Below are 21,360 nucleotides of genomic sequence, written 5' to 3'. Positions count from 1 at the left end.
TTTACATCACTTAGAACCGTCATGTCTCCGTTTACGTTCCAACACTTTGCGGGTTGCTTTGACAATCGCCTCTTTATCAATTCCGTACTTCTTCATCAATTCATGCCCCAGTCCTGATTCCCCGAACGTATCATTCACGGCAACAAACTCTTGCGGTGTTGGGATTGTTTGAGCAAGAACTTCAGCAACTGCGCTTCCAAGTCCACCTTGAATTTGGTGGTCTTCTGCTGTCACAATCGCTCCCGTTTCCGATGCGGCTTTTACAATTGCATCTTTATCGAGCGGCTTAATTGTGTGCATGTTGATAAGTCGAACGCTGATTCCTTCTGCCGCGAGAATTTCTTCAGCACATATTGCTTCCCACACTTGCAAGCCACACGCAATGATTGTTACATCTGTTCCATCAATGAGCGTGTCTGCTTTGCCAAACTGAAACTCATCATCCGCTTTGGTGAACACAGGAGTGTTATCACGAAACATTCTGATGTAGATCGGATTGTGCAACGCGACACTCGCACGAACCATTTTTCTCGCCTGATGATAATCGCACGGCGAAGCAACGACCATGTGCGGCAGTGAACGCATAAGTGCAATGTCTTCGAGCGATTCGTGCGTGGCGCCGTCTTGCCCGACAGTTATTCCACAATGCGATGCACAAATCTTCACAGGAATTTCACTGTATGCGAGCGATTGCCTGATTTGGTCAAACGGACGACCTGCGGCAAATTCTCCATACGCCGCAGTGAACGGAATTTTTCCTGCAAGATAAAATCCCGCGGCAACGCCAATCATATCTTGCTCGGCAATTCCCACACTGAAAAATCTTTCCGGAAATGCTTTTTGAAATAGATCGGTTTTAACGGAGGGCGTTACATCCGCTCCAAGAACAACGACATTGGGGTTCTCTTTTCCCAACTCGACTAACATTTCGCCAAAACCCTGACGGGTGGCTTTGTTATCTGATGATGTGTATTTCATATTTGGTTTCTGGTTTTGTGTTTCTTGTTGTAGTTTCGGGTTTGAGATTATCCTACGCGGCTTTTTCTTCAATCACTTTCACATGTCTAATATCTTGTGCATCCAAGTAACTCGACGCATCAAGAATTTCCATTCCGACAATTTTATTATTTGAATCAACATCGAATACGATGTCATCATTATATCGTTCATTCCGCACCTGTCCGCTTTCACGAAAAACAATGTGGAGTAAATCCTGTGTTGTGTTATAAACTATTTTCATAACCAATATCCATAAAAAACATAAACTGTCACTGTTACAATTTCTTCCTGTTCAACTGTGTAGATAACTTCTACTTTTTTCTGTGCATAAAATTTATTGCACCAGTATTCATTGAACGAAAACACTTTTGATTTCTTGAACCGACCCCTTTTAGCAAATTCAACTTTTTCTGATTTTAATACTTCTATAATTTCTTCTTCATTAGTTCCGCGTTTCAACATCTGTTCGAGTGTGTGCGGGTCAATTCTGACTTTCATTTCAATCTGTTCATTACTCTATTTGAGTTCTTTTATCTTTCAAAACACAAAACTCAAAACATTATCTGTTCACATCACATCTATATAACGACTGCGGCTTTCTCCCACTCAAACTGAACAAAGTCCCCATATTTTGTCGGAGCGATTTCACTAAGAGCTTGCTTCCCTTGCTCTTCGCTTGGCGGAACACCGTGCCATTTGTAATCATCTTCCATAAACGAAACGCCTTTGCCCATGAATGTTTGTGCGAGAATTACTTTCGGTTTTCCTTTCAGTTCTTTCGCCTGATGTACTGTGTTGATGAATTGTTCGATATCGTTGCCGTTGCACTCAAGTACGTGCCAGTTGAATGCTTTCCACTTATCGGCAAGCGGTTCGAGTTCCATCACTTTTTCTGTTCGATTATCAATCTGACAGAAGTTTCTGTCAACGATGCAAATCAAATTGTCAACTTTATGGTGTCCGGCAGTCATCATCGCTTCCCAGATTTGTCCTTCATTCAATTCTCCGTCGCCGCATAATACATAGACTTGATTCGGTTTCTTATCGAGACGCAAACCCAACGCGCAACCGACTCCGATGGAAAGTCCCTGACCGAGCGCACCTGAAGCAATCTCAATTCCCGGAAGACCATGCGTTTTTGCCGGAGCAGGATGTCCCTGTAATCGTCCGTTGATTTTTCTGAGCGTTGTGAGTTCGCTTATCGGTAAATAACCTCGACGTGCAAGTGTTGCATACCAAATCGGGGCGAGATGTCCGGCAGAAAGAAAAAAGAAATCCCGTTCTTCCATCGTCGGCTTAGTCGGGTCAACCTTCATCAAATGAAAATAGAGCGATGCAAAAATATCTGCCAAGCCAAGTGGACCGCCTGAATGTCCCGACTTGGAGATCATAAGCATCTTTATTACATCGCGACGCAGTTGCCGCGCAAGTTCCGGTAATTCGTTTATGGGTAATTTATTCATGAACAGAAGTATGATTGATAGAAAGATTGTTTTGAGTTTTGAGTTTTGAGTTTTGGGTTTCTTGACTGCCGTCGGGATACAGTTTTTAGTTTATTGTTTTCGTTTTGGTTTTTAGTCTGTTGTTTAGAAATCTTCTTGTTTGTATTAATAGCCCCAACCTTTAGGTTGGGGGGGGATTAACAAGAGTAAGATGGCATTAGACATAACATTGTAGAACGAAAGACATTTCGACCTACACATCTCGCATCATAAGTATTATTTGGTCTGCATGACGAAGTAAAATTAACACACATGCTACAAATGAAACGATTACTGCCACTTCAGAAGTTATGCTTGGAAGCAGAGTAGCCTTCAGCAAACGTTCGGGAAGCAAGAACATTGCCAACGGACTGACGACAGACGCGAAGATGTTCGCTTTATGAATATCATCAAACAATTTATAACCAAATGCAAACACCGAACACCAAATAACGACAAACAACCAACTCAGCACAAGCATCACACCCGCCGTTGTTGAAAGTCCGCGCCCGCCTCTGAAGTTCAACCAAACCGGATAATTATGACCGACGATTGAGGCGATGCCGCTAAGTCCAATTGCTAATCCGTTTTGCCAGCCGAACAACTGCGCACTGAAAACGACTGCAAGCGTTCCCTTCACAATATCAATGAGCATAACAAGCGTGCCGGTAAGTTTCGAGTTTGAAACTTCAAACGCGTTCATCGCGCCGACGTTTTTGCTGCCACTCTCGCGAATATCGAGCCGCGTTGCCTGCTTCACGAACAGATACGCAGTAGGAAACGAACCGAGAAGATATCCAAGAAATACGCTGATGATGTATGGCAAGAAGCCCTGAAATAACTAATTATTGCAATAATCGCAGGTCAAAATACGAAAAGGGGGAGACTTTGCCAAAGGAGAATCCTGTAACGACTCTTTGTTTCTCCCTCCAAAATCAAGTATATTTTGCCCGACTTGTTATGACCAAACCAGAACTCAAACAACTCCTTCAGGAATATAAAAGCGGAAAACTGAGCGAACAGCAAATCATTGAGAAGATTGCCACGCTCAGGTTTGAATCGCTCGGCTATGCTACGGTTGACCATCATCGCAGTTTGAGGCAAGGTTTTCCGGAAGTAATTTTATGTGAGGGAAAAACCCCTCAGCAAACGGCTGAGATTGCTTCACGTATTTTTAACAAACAACAACCATTGCTTGCAACCCGTGCTTCGCTTGAACATTTCAAAGCGGTGAAACGAAAAATCAAGCACGCTCATTACCATCAGTTTGCGAGAATCATCACAGCGAATGAACCGAAATCACCGGAAAAAAATCGTGGAACAATCTTGGTGATTTCTGCCGGTACTTCCGATATTCCCGTTGCGGAAGAAGCGGCAATCACCGCTCACATGATGAGCAACCCGGTTGAAAAACTGTATGATGTCGGAGTTGCGGGAATTCATCGCCTGCTTTCGCAGAGCGATAAACTTTCAAAGGCAAGCGTTATCATTGTTGTTGCTGGAATGGAAGGCGCGTTACCCAGTGTTGTCGGCGGCTTGGTTGATGTTCCTGTCATCGCCGTTCCGACTTCGATTGGCTACGGTGCGAGTTTCGGCGGCGTTGCCGCGTTACTTGGAATGTTAAACTCGTGCGCAAGCGGAGTCACCGTAGTGAACATTGACAATGGGTTTGGCGCAGGGTTTGCGGCGAGCCTGATGAATAAACCGGTTCGAGTTTAGAGTTTTGAGGTTCGGGAATTTACAAAACTCAAAACACGAAACTCAAAACTTTTCTAAGTTCTAAAATCAAATTTAAAAAATATGCTAACAGATATCTCAAAAATCAATCATCACGAAAACATCCTCGGAACAATCGGCAAAACGCCGCTTGTAAAACTGAATAAAATAACACGGGGATTCAAAGGACACTATTTTGCCAAAGTAGAATTTTTTAATCCGGGCGGTTCGGTGAAAGACCGAATCGGCTTGGACATCATTGAAGATGCGGAACGCGAGGGTCGCTTACGCCCGGGCGGAACAATCGTCGAATCAACTTCCGGCAATACGGGTGTCGGACTTGTGCTTGCTGCGGCAATCAAGGGATACAAGTGCGTCTTCACTCTCCCAGACAAAATGAGTTCGGAAAAAATCCGTTTGTTGAAAGCGTATGGTGCAGAAGTCATTGTCACACCTACTGCTGTCCCGCATGATTCGCCTGAAAGTTACACAGAAGTTGCCAAGCGTATTGTTCGTGAAACTCCCAACTCAATTCTTGCTAATCAATATTTTAATCCGAAAAACCCTGAAGCGCATTACAAAACCACCGGTCCTGAAATTTGGGAACAAACCGGCGGACAGATTGATTATTTCGTCGGCGGACTTGGAACAGGAGGAACAGTTACGGGTGTCGGAAAATTTTTGAAAGAGAAAAATCCCAACATCAAAGTCGTTGGTACAGACCCGCGCGGTTCTATATTACGGGATGTTTTTTATGACAAGAATAAAAGCCAAACAGGTGATGGAAAACCTTACAAGGTTGAGGGCATCGGTCAGGATTGGGTTCCAGGCGTTATTGATTTTGATGTCGTTGATGCGATGGTCGAGGTTACAGACAAAGAAGCGTTTATGATGGCGCGGCGATTGACGCGGGAAGAAGGAATGTTTGTCGGCGGTTCGGCGGGAACTGCGCTTGCAGGCGCTCTAAAATATGCAGACCGGATGCAAGAAAACGAAGTGATGGTAATTCTCCTTCCCGACACGGGCGAGCGGTACCTCAGCAAATTGTACAACGATGATTGGATGAGAGAGAACGGATTCCTCATGCCCGACCGAATTACGGTGCGTTTTGTGCTTCAATCGAAACCGAGAAACGTACAGCAACTCGTCGCTGTTGAACCGAATACGACTGTGCGTGCCGCTCTCGATTTATTCAAACAGCATGATGTATCTCAATTACCGGTAATTGAAAAAGGACGGGCAATCGGGACTGTGACTGATAATGACCTGATGTCAACAGTGCTTGAAAATAGTTCTTCGCTGGATAAACTTGTGAAAGAAATGATGGAACCTGCCTTCCCGACCATCGGCATGGATTCTCCAATCGAGCATGCAATAGATTTCCTGAAGAAAAAAGATTCGGCTGTACTTATTGAAGACAATCATAAGTTGGCTGGAATATTGACGCGGTATGATGTGATTGAATATCTCGCGAGATGATTTGTTAAGTGCTATTTCATAAAGGATTTTAGTATCATATCTGAATATTTTCTTATTGGATGTTTTGCTAATCAATCAAAAATTACATTTAAGGAGTTAAGATATGAGAATTATAACTTGCCACAAGTTACACTTAGTATCGAACTTCGGGCAGAACACAAATCCTTATTATTAAAATCAAAGAATATATAGAATAAAAAGAAGAAACAAATTAGCAAAAGAAGTTAAACAATATCTCAATAATTATTCGTAATGATAAAACAAATCAGTTCAATACAATAAATAGGTATACTATGAATTTATTTCCTAAAGATTTAATCAACGCGTTTGTAAGAAATGAGGCGGTAGCGGTCATTGGATCAGGACCTTCTTCTGTGATAGGATTACCAAATTGGAAATCTTTGATACAATTGATGATCAAGGAATGCGAACTTAACCTTACTATTAATAAACAAGAAACTGATGAATTATATAGTCTTTTGAAAACAGGCTCTTTTTTAGAAATTGCAGAAGAATGTAGAAATCGCTTACGTCCTTATTTATATAGAGATTTTTTGACAAAAACTTTTGATTGTTCTTCGATCGAACCTTCTGTTATACATGAGAAAATTATTCAGTTACCATTTGCTGCCTTACTAACTACTAATTATGATACAATGTTAGAGAAGGCATATCGAAAATTTTCAAAATTACAAAAAGATTTACCTGTAATTACTCAAAAAAATGTGGCTAAATTGGCACAATTACCAAGCGAAAAAGAATACTTTATCTTAAAGCTACATGGGGACATCGAAAATATTGATACAATCGTGTTGACACATAAAGATTATGAGGAGATATTACATCAAAATTCTGCTTACCGGAATATTCTTTTCAATATTGCCGCAACAAAAACATTAGTGTTCATTGGATACGGGCTTAATGACCCCGATCTGAATCTTATGCTTAATGAACAAGTCTCAATTTTCAGAGGTTATGGACGTCAACACTTTGCATTTATTGCAAACGCGGGCACCATTAAAGCTAAGTACTTTCTCGAAAAATATAATTTAAGAATAATAAACTATGAGTCTAAGCACGGCAAGCGTAATTTACACATAGTAATAAATTCTTTAAATCAACAAATTGAAGAATATCGTGGTGACTTAGCAACACTTTCAATACCGCGGGAAATGTGGCTATCACAGGAAAAACGCGAGGTTGCTAGAGCTAAAGAAATAATGGAACATGAGCAGAGTATCTGCACTCAGATGCAAACAACAATACCACTCGAGAGAGCAAAATATCTCAAAATTTTTATTAATAAGGCAGAATTCAAGCCAGAACACGTTGATTTAGTAGAGAGAAGTATCATTGAAGGTGAAAGGAAGGATAATGAGGAAAAAATTTTGCAATCACAGCTATTACATTCACAACGGCTGGAATCGTTAGGAACTTTAGCGGGTGGTGTAGCACATGATTTCAATAATATCTTAGGTATTATTATAGGTTATTCAACTTTAATTAGTAAGACAAAAATAAACGAACAACAATCAAAGGCTTTAAAAGCTATCACAACAGCCGCCGAAAGAGCTACGGGACTAGTCAAACAATTATTAGCATTTGCAAGAAAAAGTGATACTGTCTTCCATCAATTGAATATTCATACTCTTATTAAAGAAATTGTACAACTATTGTCTGAAACATTTCCAAAAACCATTTCAATTATAACAGATATAAAAAATAATCTTCCTCCAATTAATGGAGATCCAAGTCAGATTTCACAAGCAATATTAAATTTATGTATTAACGCAAGAGATGCCATGCCAAATGGAGGTACGTTAAATATCAATGTTAATACTATCTCAGGAAAAAAAATCAGAAATAAATTTAGCAACGCAAGAGATATTGAATATTTGACAATTCAAATCATTGATAATGGCATTGGAATGGATGATATTACTTTAAACAGGATTTTCGAACCTTTTTTTACTACAAAGGAAATAGGAAAAGGTACAGGATTGGGCTTAGCTGTTGTATATGGAATCATTAAGGAGCATTTTGGTTACATCGACGTACAAAGTCAACTTAACAAAGGTACCACTATAATATTACTATTACCAATAGAAGAGAAAATGGTTTCGGAAAAGGATTCAATAAATAATAATTCAACCAAAGTCCTTACAGGAACTGAAACAATTTTATTTGTAGAGGATGAAAGACTTCTTTCCGATTATGTAACAGGGTTATTAAAAGGACAAGGTTATAGAATCATTAGTGCAAATGATGGGGAACAAGCTTATAAAAAATACAAACGATATAAAAATATAATTCAGCTAGTTATTTTAGATATGGGTTTGCCAAAAATGGCTGGTTTCGATGTGTTCAAAAAAATTAAGAAAATCAATTCAGAAGTCAGAGTAATTTTTGTAAGTGGTTATTTGATACCAGAATTAAAACAGGACTTGTTAAATGAGGGAGTTTCTGATTTCCTTCCCAAACCGTATGAGCCAGAAAACCTACTAAAAAAAATCCGTAATATTCTTGAACAGAAAAGACACGAACCATTATAATATATCAAGCAACATAAATATATATCTTTACCTTTCTGATATTAAAACACTTCATGTTTCTTAATATCAGTTAATTATTTTTTTACCAAATTATTAAGTACGCAGATTTATTTATTATTGATTGCAAATTATGAACTTTTCCACCAACGCAATCCACGCAGGGCAGAAACCTGACCCGACAACCGGTTCAGTAATGATGCCGGTACATTTAACTTCAACCTACGTGCAGGAAGAACTCGGCAAGAACAAGGGCTATGAGTATTCCCGCGTTTCCAATCCGACACGCGATGCGCTTGAAATGAACATCGCCGCGCTGGAAAACGGAAAGGACGGAATGGCATTCGGCTCCGGCATGGCGGCGATTGATGCAATTTTTCGATTGCTGAAACCCGGCGACCACATTCTTGTATCGCACAATGTGTATGGCGGAACGTATCGCATCGGAAAAATGGTGCTCGAAGAGTACGGTTTGCTGTTTGATTTTGTTGACACGACGAACCTTCCGCTCGTTCGGAAAGCAATCAAACCGAACACGAAAATGTTGTTCATCGAGACGCCAACGAATCCGACAATGGAAATCACCGACCTGAAAGCGATAGCGAAGTTGGCAAAGCAACACAAACTCATCTCCGTGTGCGATAACACATTTGCCACGCCATACCTCCAACGACCGCTCGACTGCGGATTCGATGTCGTCGTTCACAGTCTTACAAAATATCTGAACGGACATAGCGACATGCTCGGTGGAATGGTCATCACCAACAATAAGAAAATCACCGAGCGACTTCGTTTCTTCCAAAAAGCTGTTGGAGGTATTCTCAGTCCGTTCGATGCATGGCTTTGTCTGCGCGGGACAAAAACTCTTGCCGTCCGAATGGAACGACATGGCGAAAGTGCAATGAAAGTCGCCCAATGGTTATCAAAACAAAAGAAAATCAAACGAGTGTATTACCCGGGATTGCCGGAACATCCGCAACATCATCTGGCGAAGCGACAGATGAAAAACTTCGGTGGCATGATTTCGTTCGACCTCGGAAGTTTGGAAGCGGCAAAGAGATTTCTCAAGCGAGTCCGGTTGTGCGCGTTAGCAGAAAGTTTGGGCGGTGTGGAAACACTCATCTCTCATCCTGCGACAATGACTCACGCATCTATTCCGTATGAGCAACGACAGAAAATCGGAGTGACGGATGGCTTGGTGAGAATTTCCGTCGGGCTCGAGGATGTTGACGATATCATCGCGGATTTGAAGAGCGCTCTTTAAGTTCCAGATAAACTCCACCTGTGGCGAGCCATCTCTTCGAGACAGGTGGAGTCCATCTAATTTTATGTTTAATTTTGTCAGTTAGTCATTTTGCTATCAGACAAAATTTTCTTACATTTTTTCCGGCTTTTCCAATAACCAGCTCATCTCAAGCGAGATTAGCATTCCCAAAAAACCAGAGAGAACTCGAACATCTCTCACCATTTTACTACTTGACAACATGAAAATCAGTGACATTCTCGAAGAAAAGTTCGTGGTGGTCAATCTTTCGGGAACCACAAAAGACGAAATCATCAACGCGTTAGTCGAGGTTGCAAGTCAATCTCCAAAAATTTTAGACAAAGAAAAAGTTCGTTCAGCAATTTTTGAGCGTGAAAAAATTATGTCCACCGGCGTAGGAAACGGCTTTGCCATCCCTCACGGAAAAACGGATTCCGTTGCAGACGTTGTTGCAACATTCGGCATCACCGCTCAACCCATTGATTATCAATCGCTCGACGAAAAACCGGTACGACTCGTCTTTCTCCTTGTTGGAAAAGACAGCATGGTCGGACCACACATCAAACTTCTCAGCCGTATCTCACGGTTGATGAATAAAGAAGAATTCAGGAAGCGGCTTACTCTCTCGAAATCGTCAAGCGAAGTGCTTGAAGCGTTTCGCCAGGAAGAAGCAACTTACTTTGAAATGTAATTTTCAAAACTCAACCACTTTCCACTTTTGGCACTAAAATCAATTAAAGGAACGAAGGACATCATTCCTTCGGAATCCTCCCGTTGGCAGTCGGTCGAACGCCGCCTGCGGGACATCATGCACAGTTTCAATTACCGCGAAATCCGAACACCCGTGTTTGAAGAGACCGCGCTTTTTACGCGCGGCATCGGCGAACTAACGGATATTGTCGGCAAGGAAATGTACACGTTCACCGACCGTGGTGGAACGAGTATGACGCTACGTCCGGAGATGACGGCTTCCGTCGTCCGTTCGTACATCCAACACAATCTCGGAGAACTGCAACCACTCTCGAAACTCTATTACATTGCACCGATGTTCCGGCAGGAACGTCCGCAAGCAGGACGACTCCGGCAGTTTCATCAGTTCGGAGCGGAAGCAATTGGCGGAACAAATGCAGAGGTGGATGCTGAAGTCATTGCGCTCGCCGTTTCAATTTATGAACAACTCGGAGTGAAAAATACTTCGGTGAGAATTAACTCGGTCGGCTGTCAGATTTGTCGCCCGAATTATAAAACAACATTGCAGGAATTTCTCAAAGAAGTGTATGCTCAACTCTCCCAACTGAGTCAACAGCGGTTTGAACAAAACCCGCTTCGCATTCTTGATTCGAAAGATGAAAACGATAAAGCATTGACACAGAATGCGCCGTTGATGAAAGATTTTCTCTGCGATAGTTGCGGCGCACACTTTGAACAGTTACAGCGAGCGCTCCGTTCGCTCAATACAAATTATGAAGTTGACGGCAGAATCGTTCGCGGGCTTGATTATTACACTAAGACTGCGTTTGAAATTCTCAGCACCGATTTGGGTTCGCAGGATGCGCTTGCAGGCGGCGGCAGATACGATTTGCTCGTCAAACAACTTGGCGGAAAAGAAACTCCGGCAGTTGGCTTTGCCGCAGGAGTTGAACGATTGCTTATCACGATGGAAAAGCAAAACTTGTTCACCGAAGAGCCGCTACATCCGGGCGTCTATTTTGTTTCTGCAGATTCCTCATCAAAAGAGTGGATTTTTCAACAAGTGCATGCATTGCGCCAGCAAGGAATCTGTTGCGAGATGGATTTTCTCGGGCGAAGTTTGAAGGCGCAAATGCGTGAAGCAGACCGTCAACATGCTGCATTTGTTATTGTTGTCGGTGAGCAGGAGATGAACGATGCTGCTGTTCAAATCAAACAAATGAAAACGGGCGAACAGCAACGTGTCGCCATGAACGAATTGCAAACGATTCTTTCGCAATTGGTGAATCGAACATGAAAACGAAGAAACCTCGCGTAAAGAAAGAACCTATCGAGTACCGTCTGCTCTTAACTCATGCGTATGATGAAATCCTCAAAAAGAAATTACTCCTGGTTGGATTGAAAACGGTGAAAGAGTTCACCCGGTTTCAATATGAAATTTCTGTTGAAGATGTTCGTGACGGTGCAACCGTTACACTGAACATTCTCGGCTTGCGCGCTCCAAAAGGAATGTTGCCGAGAACCGGTACAGCACATTTCAAACAACTGTATGAAAAGCCAACCACTATCAAAACAATCGTCGTCCGAAAGATGGAAAAGAAAGAAAACTCATTCACCGTGCGTATAACAAAGGTAAACGTTCTTGTGAAAGAAGCGCCGCAAAAACCATTTGTGGAAATCGTTACGAACGAGCAAGAGTGGTAATTCAAAATCTGTTATTCAAACCATAAGTAAAAAGTGTATCCTCGACTCATTACCATCGGACCAATCACCATCTATAGTTTCGGCTTGATGATGGGAATCGGTTTTTTTGTTGCAAGTTATATCCTGCACAAAGAGACCGTCCGCAAATACATGGTTCATGATTTCAGCGCCGAATTGACACAGTTTCTCCGCTCAATGTATGTCGTTCTTGTCTTCGTGCTTTCTGTTGCATATTTGATTGAATCCGGAATTGATGGATTTGTCTCTTCGCTGGAAACACAGAGCATTAGAACGTTGGCAATTCTTGTGGCTATAGGATTTTTCGGCTTCGCGCTTTTTCAGAAGAAATCTTCAAAGTGGTTTACCGCTGATACTTCGGCATTCATTGTTGTAATCTCAATTCTCGCGGGCGTTACCGGTTCAAAATTGCTGTATGTGCTTGAGAATATTGAGCAACTCGGACGTACACCGTTCGATACAATATTTTCTCCCGGCGGTTTAACGTGGTACGGCGGATTCTTCCTCGTCACTGCTATTCTCTATTATTTCACAAAGAAACAGGACATACCGTTTCTCCGCGTGTGTGATGCCGCCGCGCCCGCGTTAATGATTGGATACGGCATAGCACGCATCGGTTGTCATCTTGCAGGCGATGGCGATTACGGAGTCCCGACGGAACTGCCGTGGGGAACGAACTACGAAAACGGTACATATCCGCCTTCGGTCGCCTTTAGAAATTTTCCTGAAATAGTTTCACGGTACGGAGTAAACGGTGTTGTCCCGGATAATATTCCCGTGCATCCCGCGCCTGTGTATGAATTTCTTGCCGGCGTTCTCCTTTTTCTTGTCTTGTGGAAATTCCGCACAGCATTCAAACAGAACGGACAGTTATTTATGCTGTATCTGATGCTTGCTGGAAGCGCACGGCTCGCCGTTGAATTTATTCGAATCAATCCGAGATTGCTCTTCGGCCTGACAGAAGCACAATTGTTTTCGGTTCTTCTTGTTATAGTCGGTGTCGTCGGATTCTTTTTACTACAAAAGAACAATTCAATAAAATCACAACCGGCAAAAGCATGACCGTTGTTGAAATTCTCTCGAAGCCTGATTGCCACCTTTGCGACGTGGCAAAAGCAGTTGTCATCAATGTTCAGACAAAATATCCGTTTGAACTACGGGAAATTTCCATACGCGAAGGGGATGAGTATTTTGAAACATATAAGGAACGGATACCCGTCATCTTCATCAACAAAGAATTTGCTTTCCAATACAAAGTCAGTGAACAACAACTCCTGACAAAATTATTGGAGAAAGAACAGGTACATCATCCATGAAACGAATGTACCCGGTTGCAAAACTTCTTGAAGCAATGGGCATCGCGTCTGTCATGCTCGGATTGGTGCAGGGAATTTACGGCGATATGTGGGGGGAATTATATCTCCTCATCGGTGGAGTTGTTGTGTTTTATGCAGGAAGAATAATTGAAAAACGTTCTACCAAATAACAAGTTTTTATAGCAAACATTTATCAACAGAGTTTATAATGAAAGTAACTGAAGTTAAAACAATAATTGAAGACAACGAAGAAACGTTCCCGGACGATGAACTTGAACAGGAAGGAACGTTTGAAGCACAGGATGAAGTCGCCGACCTCGATGATTCATACGATGAAGAAGATGATGAATTTGATGAAGATGAATTAGACATTCAACCACTGACTTCCGAACGCGTTGACTCCCGGCGCGACAACAGACCTCGCGCAGTCTTAAACAGAAAACCGAACGTCAACATGATTGCGGGTCGCCAGCCGGTGATGGAAGCATTGCGCGCAGGAACGCTCATCGAGAAGATTGTCATACTGTTCGGTGTGAAGGGAATGGTCATCGAAAAAATTAAGAAGATGGCAAAGCAAAACCGCGTTCCGGTTGTGGAAGTTGGTAAGCATAAATTTCGTGAACTCGTCAGCGATACTACAACACAGGGCGTTGTCGCAATAGTCGGGACAAAACGATACGCTGATGTTTCAGACATTTTGAAAATCGCTAAGAAGCGGAACGAAATTCCATTCATAGTTATCCTCGATGAAATCCAGGACCCGCAAAACCTTGGCGCGATTATCCGAACTGCTGAATGTGCAGGCGCACACGGCATCATCATTCCCAAGCATCATGCCGCTTCTGTCAATCAAACGGTCGTCAAAGCATCCGCCGGCGCTGCGGAACATATGCTCATTGCGAAAGTAACCAACATCGCACAGACCATGGACGAAATGAAGAAACAGGGCATTTGGATTGTCGGTACCGATTCCGGGGTTTCCAAACTCTACACGCAAATTGATTTTACAATGCCCATCGCTCTTGTGATTGGAAGTGAAGGCTCCGGTATGAGAAAACTGACAAAAGACAAATGCGATTTCGTAGTAAAAATACCTCTGTATGGCAAAGTCCAATCGCTCAATGCTTCCGTTGCAAGCGCACTTGTGATGTATGAAATAATTCGTAACCGGAAACTATCGGACGGACAGAACATGAAGCAATCCCAACCAGAACCGACAGAAGCCTACACCAGCGAATCACTGCCGGTTAGTTAACTCAGGTAGTTGCATTGCATAGTTATCTTTTGTATTTTTTCACCGAACCAAATTAAGGAACAACATGACACGATATTTATTTACTTTTAGTTTAATACTGCTCGCTGCCTTCTCCAGACTTGTGCCTCATCCTGTAAATTTCGCACCCATTGCGGCATTGGCATTGTTTGGCGGAGTTTACCTTGATAAGAAACATACATTCCTCGTTCCCCTTGTTGCGTTATTTCTCAGTGATTATTTCCTTGGCTTCTACAGTGGTATGATTTGGGTGTATGGAAGTTTTGCCGCAATAGGCGTGATTGGATTATGGGTTCGGAATCACCGGGGAATTGCTACGACAATCGGTGCGACGCTTCTCGGCTCTCTTCTTTTTTTCATCGTAACAAATTTCGGTGTCTGGATTTCCTCGCACGGAATGTATCCGCGAACGTTTGCAGGTTTGATAGAATGTTATGTTGCCGCTATTCCGTTCTTTCGGAATTCCGTACTCGGAGATTTTGCATACGTCACGGCAATGTTCGGGGTTTATGAGTTAGCCAAGAAGTTCTTTCCCTCACTCTCACTTCAACAGCAATAAGTTGTTCTTCTCAGGAAAATGAAAAAGCCGATTCGTAAGAGTCGGCTTTTTTATTATTCTATTTCGGTAAGGAAGATTAACTTTCCATCATTGCTCGGTACTTTTTCAATTTTCCTTCAACTACCGCCGCAAGTAAATCAATATCTATCGGCTTCGTCAGGTAATCATCCACGCCGAGTTGAACTCCGGTGCGGATAAACAATCCTTCATCAAGCGCGCTCATAAAGATAAAGGGGATCTTTCGCAGATGTGCGTGTTGCTGCACTCGTTTGAAAAATGTGAAGCCGTCAATTTTCTCACCTTGAAAACGAATGTCAGAGAGAATCAGGTCAACCGTGTTCGATTCGATAAAGGTCGTTGCTTCCGCTAATGTTGACATCGGAATAATATTGTACCCAATCTCTTGCAATCTGTCGCTGATAATATTCAGCAAGGTTTCGTCATCATCAACCAAGAGAATTGTTCCTTTGGCTGAAGCACGGTGAAATACTTGCAGGATAAGAGGTTCCAGATTCTGAGATTCCTCGGTTGTAATATCGAACCGTTTCTTCAAATCGTCCAACGCTTTTACATCCTGTGCTTTGAGTTTCCCGCTTCTCAATCCTTGTTCAACTGATTCTACATACAAACGTAGCCGTACATCCGACTCGATTTCTGCATGGTCATCAAAACCAAGTCCCAAAACTTCCTGTAACTCCATCAGCCGCTGAGCCTTTTCCAATGTCAACGGTCCTTCCTTCCATGCATCCCATACTTTATCATGGTAGAGTTTTATTTTTTCGTCCCGGGTTTTCGGTGATTGAAAACCGAGTAACTCCATCCGGTGTTCATATGATTGAGCAATTTCAAACTGAGCCTGCTCCATGCGTTCGGCAAGTTCGCTTTCTTGTTCCATCTTTAACTGGGAACGAAGTTTTTCTAACTTTACCTGTTCCTGTTCTAACAACAGTTTTTTCTCTTTATCGAACTGCTTTCGTTCCTGCTCAACCAACTGCTGAGATTTTTCTTCAAACTTTCGCTTTTCCTCTTCTGATTGCGCCTCTAACTTCTGTTGATAATCCCGCTCCAGGGTTTTCTGTATTTCAATCCGTTTATCGTCGAACTTCTTTTGTTCTTTCTCCCGCATTTCTTTTAGCCGCTGTTCAAGAAGCCGCTCGCTTTCCTTTACTGCCTGCTGATGCTTCTCTTTGAAGTTCTGTTCGACTTCCTTTTGCATTGCACGGAACTTTCCCTCAATTTCAATTCGTTCCTGAGCAACCTGTGCTTCCATATCTTTTTTGAATTGATTTTTCAGGTTATCCTCAAGCGATAAACGCATTTGCTCCTGCTGAGATTTCGAAGACTTCCTTACGTTTTCAATTTCTGTTGTTAATCTCCGGGAGAAATCAGCATCGAGTTGCTTCTTCATCGCTTCAATCGTTTGCTTTTCTTTCTGCTCAAGCGACTTCCGCTCCTCCTCCATCAGTGCTTCAAGTTCTTTCAAGTTTAACTGATATTGAGTTTCGACCTGCGTTTTGATTTCACGTTCCGCTTGTTTTTTCTCAGCCTCAAATTGTTCCCGGTACTTCGTCTGCGCTTTTTGCACTTCCTCCTGCAACTTCAATTGAAATTGTTGCTCTAATTTACTCTGAAATGTCGCCTTTTCCTTCTGTATCTGGTCAAGAAGTTGAGTCCGCTCTTCCGCATGTTTTTCTTCTTCGCGTGCAAGTTCTTCCAACAACCCTTGTTCTGCTTTTTGAATTTCTTTTGTAAAACGTTCCCGGTATTCCTCTTCGATTTTCTTCTCTATCTCTACCTTCAGCGCCTCAATGTTTATTGTCTTCGGCTGTTCCGGAACGACAGGTTTTGCAACAGAAGGAGTAGCCTGTGCGGAAGAAATCGCAGATTGCACTGGCGTTGCGACATCTCCTTTTTTCTGTTTCTCCAAATCATTGATACGTTCTAAAAAGGCAAACGCGTATGCGTTGTTCGGGTCAAGTTCCCGAATTTTTCTTAATTCTTCCTTTGCATCAGCAAGTTTCCCTTCCTTAATATATTTATCTGCATTGCGTAGATGTGTTCCAACGATTTGCCTTTTATCATCGGCCGCGGCAGATAACGGCTTGCCGACGACAGGCTTCATTTCAGGTTTCTGTCCTAATGCCATACGATTTCTTAATTGACTTGTTAGCTAAAATAATAATAGATACTGTGAGTCGTAATCCGGCAAACACTCATGTCGGATTGTTCCTCTTTCTGATTTAATATACAAAAAAAAGATGCTTTCCAAATACAATCTCCCCATCGGAACATGGTACCGGAAAACACCTTTTAATTTTTTCAATTCTCGGATGAATTCACATCACACAGATACTCTATCTTTCGCACGTTGATAAAAGCAAGCCTTTATTCATAACGCCTAAACAGATTTCAATCGGTTAGGAGTCAGCAAAGAAAATTCTCGCACAAAAATACTTCTTGATAAATTGTACTACTTGAGAATACCAATTGACTGTTTTCAACTAAACAAAAAGCCACTCTGTCTTTATTAACAGAGTGGCTTTGAATTGTGTATTACTCTAAATGTTATTGTATTACCAACCCAAACCGATCCCCACTGTCGCAACTGGCTGTGAGGCGAGCGAGTAGTCAGCATGAAGTTTGAAAATAAATAAATTGACATTGAGACCTGCTGTGAATCGGAAATTGTTTTTCCCTTCCAAATCAAATGAAATATTGGTAGGTGAAGCAGGTGCAGGAGGATTATAAGTATAAGAGACCGTCATTGAAGAAGATTCATAGGCTAAGCCTGCATACAAATCAATAATCGAAAAACTCTTTGACGCCTGCGCTCCGAACATAAATGAAGAAGCATCCAGTACAGAACCAACTTTGAATGATTGGTATCCAAAAGCGGCGGCAAGATCTACCGGTAATTCTGCAGGAAGATGTTTGCTGATACTATGCTGAACTCCAAATCCGAAAAATGAAACATCGCCGACATCCTCTATTGTAACTGTCGGTAAAAATCGAATCATTACTCTCGTGCCATAATAATTTCCAATAGTAAGTTGCGGTGTTAGAAACCCACCATAACTCAATCCTGTACCCTTTAAACCAGAACCGCTATCAGGTCCAAAAAACGTAGGCTCGTTTTTTCCACTTACTGAATTAAAATAATATTTAGATTCGTCTGGAACCGGTGCTATCATAAATTTCGCACCAACAAAAAGTGATAATCCATCATCAACGTTAGCAGTTTGATACCACCCGGAATTCATCCCGGCGCCAAAAGCATCCTCAAAAGGTCCTAACCAACCTTTCACAGCAGCATCTCCGTAAGATTTGATCTTCGATGCAATATCACTGGTGTCTTGAGCTACAGTTACTGAAGCCGAAATCAGCATAAGAAATATTACAAGTATTGTAAATGTTTTATTCATTGTTAATCCTTATAGAAAATGAAAATAGTAAGTTGGAAAAATATACGTCTTTTTCTTCTTGTTTGTTAATTTAACTAAAAAATCGAGTCGAATCAATCACCCAAACGCGGTATTTTTTAGTTGCGACAATGTTTCAGCAGGATTATTAGTAAAAAGACATTCGGTTTCATACCGAAGCGCCTTTTGCAAATCCTTTTCTGTAGTAATTGTGTAGGTTCCTGTAATCAATCCCTTTTGCCGAAAACGAGCGTACATTTTTTTCCTAGCAAGGTACTTGCTGCAAAAAATAAATTGTGGAGAAAATCTTTTCGATGAGACATTCAATAAATTTCCTGCAAGGGAGAGCGTTTGGCATAAATATCCTGAAGATATCTTGTTATTTAACTGATGTGCATACCGAACTAATGAATGTTGAAAAGATGAAAGCAGGCAATAGTGCTCTGCTTTGGAATGTTCAATGAGTTGAACTGTTTTTTCAACGAGAGTTTCTCCATCCCTTGTTGTTCCTCGATGCTTTAGTTCGATATTGATTCCAACACGACCGCGAACGAGCCAAAGTACTTCTTCCAGTGTCGGAATAGTTTCTCCGGCAAACCTTGCACTGAACCAACTTCCTGCTGACAACTGTTTGAGTTCGTGCAAGCCGTAGTGTTTGACAACTCCGCTACGGTTCGTTGTTCGGTTGAGTCTGAAATCATGAATAACAACGACACTATTATCTTTACTGAGTTGAACATCTAATTCTATCGCATCAGTACCTGCATCTATCGCGAGGGAGAACGCCGCAAGTGTATTTTCCGGTGCAATGGCAGATGCGCCCCGATGTGCGATAATCACCGGGCGATTCCGGCACTCGAGCCAGTTGAACATATCAGGGCTTTAACAAGGTCACAATCGCATCTGTTACTTCATCAATCGAACCGGTTGCTTTGACACTTTTCAACACGCCTGCTCGTTGGTAATATTCTTTGACGGGAGAAGTTGAACGAACATAGACATCCAACCGTTTACGTATCGTTTCGGGTTTATCATCTTCACGCAATATTAGTTCTTCGCCGCATTTCGGACAAGGAGAATCATCCTTGATAGAATCAAGTAATAGATTATAAATCGTTCCGCAACCTTTACACGACAGTCTTGAACTCAACCGCTTGACAACTTCTTCATGGTCAATGTCCATGATTATCACGGCATCAAATGATAATCCCAATTCTTTCATTAAGTTAGAAAGTGCTTCAGCCTGCGGAACGGTTCGCGGAAAACCATCCAAAATAAATCCTTTTGAACATTTTGGAGATTGCAGAACCACCCTGATAATTCCTATCATAATGTCGTCTGAAACAAGCTGACCGGCATCCATGATTTCTCTGGCTTTTCTTCCAATCTCAGTTCCTGAAGTAACTGCTTCACGAAGCATATCACCGGTAGAGATATGCGGAATATGCAATCTGGCTGCTAAAATTTTTGCTTGTGTTCCTTTCCCGACTCCGGGAGGTCCAAATAATATAATTCTCATCTATGTTCCTTATTTCAAAAAAGAATAGTAAAATCCAGAATAATTTTCAAGCCACCTTCAGTTGGTGTGCCTGAACTAATGATGCATGGTTTATTTTTTGTTCGTGCCATACAGCTAATTGTCCGCACGCTGCATCAATATCTTCCCCTGCGCTACTTCGAACAAACACGGTAACATTTTGCTTTCTTAATAATTCGACAAAATCGTCAATTCTTTTTTTTGATGACGGGCGAAGCGTCGAGTGTAGTTCATGCTGTGCGACCGATGGAATTGAATGAAACGGTATGATATTCATCTTCGATGGGATTCGTTTAGAAAGTTTTATAAGTTTGACAGCATCCTCATCTCGGTCATTAATTCCCTTGAATAAAATATATTCGAACGTTACCCGAATTTTTGTTTTCTGGTAATAATATTCTACTGCCCGTAGTGTTTCACCAAGAGAATATTTCTTATTAATCGGCATGATGGCAGTTCGAACTGCATCATCGAGTGAATGAAGCGAGACAGCAAGTTTCACCTTTCTTTTTTCATCAGCCATTTGCTTTATTCCCGGAACCCATCCTGCCGTCGAAATTGTAACTCTCCGAGCCGCTATTCCCATCCCTGTTGTAATTATCTCCGTCGACTTCATTACATTGTCATAATTGAGCATAGGTTCACCCATTCCCATGTACACAACATTGGTAATCTGTTTTCCTGAATGTGTCTTCACCTGAAATATTTGGTCGACAATTTCTCCCGCTGTAACATTTCGAAGAAAACCCATTGAAGCCGTTGCACAAAATTTACAATCTAACGGACAACCCGCTTGCGTGGAAATACACAGCGTAAGTCGCTGTTGTTCTTCTTCCTCTTTTGCCTCAGAATTTTGAAATGCAATTTTCGGAGGTATCAGCACGCTCTCGATTCGTTTGCCATCAAATAATTCAAACAAATATTTCGTTGTCTTATCCGCAGATGATACCTGAATATCAGCCAGTCGAATTCTCTTCAGTTCGGCATGTGAAAATAAACTTTCTCGTACTTGCTTCGAAAGCGATGTCATTTCATCAAATGAATTTGCTTCTTTCACGTATAACCAATCAAACAATTGTTTACCGCGATATTTCTTCTCGCCGAGAGAAAGCGCAAACGCCTCCAGTTCGTTGAGTGTGAATCCTATAAGATTATTTTTTTTCATTTGATAAAAATAGTGGCATGAATGTAAGAAAAGCCTTCTCGGTGTGCAAACAAAAAAAAGCGCAGGTTGTTCCCAACCTGCGCTTTTGATAAGCACGTGGCGTTACTTCATCAACATCATCTTCTTGATATTGTTGAACGTATTCCGGTTTCCTTTTTCATCGGTCGTTGTCGCTTCTAACTTGTAGAAGT

At 41.8% G+C, this 21,360-nt stretch carries 22 protein-coding genes; 12 read left to right on the top strand and 10 right to left on the bottom strand.

Annotated elements, in window-relative coordinates; all coding sequences use genetic code 11:
• Positions 1-6: 6 nt before the first annotated feature.
• The 5 genes from HY960_15190 to HY960_15170 form a co-directional block, all read right to left on the bottom strand.
• Positions 7-978 carry a transketolase family protein gene (locus tag HY960_15190; GenBank protein MBI5217099.1) on the bottom strand — a complete coding sequence of 324 codons (972 nt, stop codon included), beginning with the start codon at positions 976-978 and terminating at the stop codon, positions 7-9.
• Between the two features lie 52 nt (positions 979-1,030).
• Entirely contained in the window at positions 1,031-1,240 is a 210-nt protein-coding gene (locus HY960_15185; GenBank protein MBI5217098.1) for a DUF2283 domain-containing protein, read from the bottom strand.
• Positions 1,237-1,497, bottom strand: coding sequence for a hypothetical protein (locus HY960_15180; protein MBI5217097.1), 261 nt, complete (start codon positions 1,495-1,497; stop codon positions 1,237-1,239). The genes HY960_15185 and HY960_15180 overlap by 4 nt, the downstream gene beginning before the upstream one ends.
• A gap of 80 nt (positions 1,498-1,577) precedes the next feature.
• Positions 1,578-2,462: a transketolase gene (locus HY960_15175; GenBank protein MBI5217096.1), complete on the bottom strand. Its 885-nt coding sequence runs from the start codon at positions 2,460-2,462 to the stop codon at positions 1,578-1,580.
• A 232-nt stretch (positions 2,463-2,694) separates the two neighbouring features.
• Positions 2,695-3,306, bottom strand: a complete 612-nt coding sequence (locus HY960_15170; GenBank protein ID MBI5217095.1) for a glycerol-3-phosphate acyltransferase — start codon at positions 3,304-3,306, stop codon at positions 2,695-2,697.
• Positions 3,307-3,440: 134 nt separating this feature from the next.
• Between HY960_15170 and larB the strand changes: the two genes are divergently transcribed.
• The 12 genes from larB (at position 3,441) to HY960_15110 (ending at position 15,048) form a co-directional block, all read left to right on the top strand.
• Positions 3,441-4,199, top strand: a complete 759-nt coding sequence (gene larB / locus HY960_15165) for a nickel pincer cofactor biosynthesis protein LarB (GenBank protein ID MBI5217094.1) — start codon at positions 3,441-3,443, stop codon at positions 4,197-4,199.
• A 102-nt stretch (positions 4,200-4,301) separates the two neighbouring features.
• Positions 4,302-5,675, top strand: coding sequence for a cystathionine beta-synthase (locus HY960_15160; protein MBI5217093.1), 1,374 nt, complete (start codon positions 4,302-4,304; stop codon positions 5,673-5,675).
• A 293-nt stretch (positions 5,676-5,968) separates the two neighbouring features.
• Complete coding sequence (locus HY960_15155; protein MBI5217092.1) at positions 5,969-8,227, top strand: SIR2 family protein; 2,259 nt, start codon at positions 5,969-5,971, stop codon at positions 8,225-8,227.
• 130 nt (positions 8,228-8,357) lie between these two features.
• Positions 8,358-9,488 carry a PLP-dependent transferase gene (locus HY960_15150; GenBank protein MBI5217091.1) on the top strand — a complete coding sequence of 377 codons (1,131 nt, stop codon included), beginning with the start codon at positions 8,358-8,360 and terminating at the stop codon, positions 9,486-9,488.
• Positions 9,489-9,708: 220 nt separating this feature from the next.
• The gene (locus HY960_15145) at positions 9,709-10,179 is read left to right on the top strand and encodes a PTS sugar transporter subunit IIA (GenBank protein MBI5217090.1); all 471 of its coding nucleotides are present in this window, start codon (positions 9,709-9,711) and stop codon (positions 10,177-10,179) included.
• 27 nt (positions 10,180-10,206) lie between these two features.
• Positions 10,207-11,475, top strand: coding sequence for a histidine--tRNA ligase (locus tag HY960_15140; GenBank protein MBI5217089.1), 1,269 nt, complete (start codon positions 10,207-10,209; stop codon positions 11,473-11,475).
• A complete protein-coding gene (locus tag HY960_15135) occupies positions 11,472-11,882 on the top strand; it encodes a hypothetical protein (GenBank protein MBI5217088.1) in 411 nt (136 codons plus the stop codon). Before HY960_15140 ends, HY960_15135 begins: the two co-directional genes overlap by 4 nt.
• A 33-nt stretch (positions 11,883-11,915) precedes the next feature.
• A complete protein-coding gene (locus HY960_15130) occupies positions 11,916-12,962 on the top strand; it encodes a prolipoprotein diacylglyceryl transferase (protein ID MBI5217087.1) in 1,047 nt (348 codons plus the stop codon).
• A complete protein-coding gene (locus tag HY960_15125; protein MBI5217086.1) occupies positions 12,959-13,216 on the top strand; it encodes a glutaredoxin family protein in 258 nt (85 codons plus the stop codon). Before HY960_15130 ends, HY960_15125 begins: the two co-directional genes overlap by 4 nt.
• On the top strand, positions 13,213-13,386 hold the full coding sequence (locus HY960_15120) for a hypothetical protein (protein ID MBI5217085.1): 174 nt from the start codon (positions 13,213-13,215) through the stop codon (positions 13,384-13,386). Before HY960_15125 ends, HY960_15120 begins: the two co-directional genes overlap by 4 nt.
• Positions 13,387-13,670: 284 nt before the next feature.
• Positions 13,671-14,471, top strand: a complete 801-nt coding sequence (gene rlmB / locus HY960_15115) for a 23S rRNA (guanosine(2251)-2'-O)-methyltransferase RlmB (protein ID MBI5217084.1) — start codon at positions 13,671-13,673, stop codon at positions 14,469-14,471.
• 64 nt (positions 14,472-14,535) lie between these two features.
• Positions 14,536-15,048 (top strand): hypothetical protein, encoded by a 513-nt coding sequence (locus HY960_15110; protein MBI5217083.1) that lies wholly within the window; start codon positions 14,536-14,538, stop codon positions 15,046-15,048.
• Between the two features lie 76 nt (positions 15,049-15,124).
• On the opposite strand, the gene HY960_15105 is transcribed toward HY960_15110, so the two are convergent.
• The 5 genes from HY960_15105 to rlmN form a co-directional block, all read right to left on the bottom strand.
• Complete coding sequence (locus HY960_15105) at positions 15,125-17,194, bottom strand: response regulator (protein MBI5217082.1); 2,070 nt, start codon at positions 17,192-17,194, stop codon at positions 15,125-15,127.
• 427 nt (positions 17,195-17,621) lie between these two features.
• A complete protein-coding gene (locus tag HY960_15100) occupies positions 17,622-18,470 on the bottom strand; it encodes a hypothetical protein (GenBank protein MBI5217081.1) in 849 nt (282 codons plus the stop codon).
• 96 nt (positions 18,471-18,566) lie between these two features.
• Positions 18,567-19,340, bottom strand: a complete 774-nt coding sequence (locus HY960_15095; GenBank protein MBI5217080.1) for a glycerophosphodiester phosphodiesterase — start codon at positions 19,338-19,340, stop codon at positions 18,567-18,569.
• 1 nt (position 19,341) lies between these two features.
• Positions 19,342-19,986 carry an adenylate kinase gene (locus HY960_15090; GenBank protein MBI5217079.1) on the bottom strand — a complete coding sequence of 215 codons (645 nt, stop codon included), beginning with the start codon at positions 19,984-19,986 and terminating at the stop codon, positions 19,342-19,344.
• 46 nt (positions 19,987-20,032) lie between these two features.
• A complete protein-coding gene (gene rlmN, locus HY960_15085) occupies positions 20,033-21,169 on the bottom strand; it encodes a 23S rRNA (adenine(2503)-C(2))-methyltransferase RlmN (GenBank protein ID MBI5217078.1) in 1,137 nt (378 codons plus the stop codon).
• Positions 21,170-21,360 lie beyond the last annotated feature (191 nt).

Source organism: Ignavibacteriota bacterium (assembly GCA_016212665.1).
Classification (GTDB): domain Bacteria; phylum Bacteroidota; class Ignavibacteria; order UBA10030; family SZUA-254; genus FW602-bin19.
This window is presented reverse-complemented; position numbering and strand designations above follow the sequence as displayed.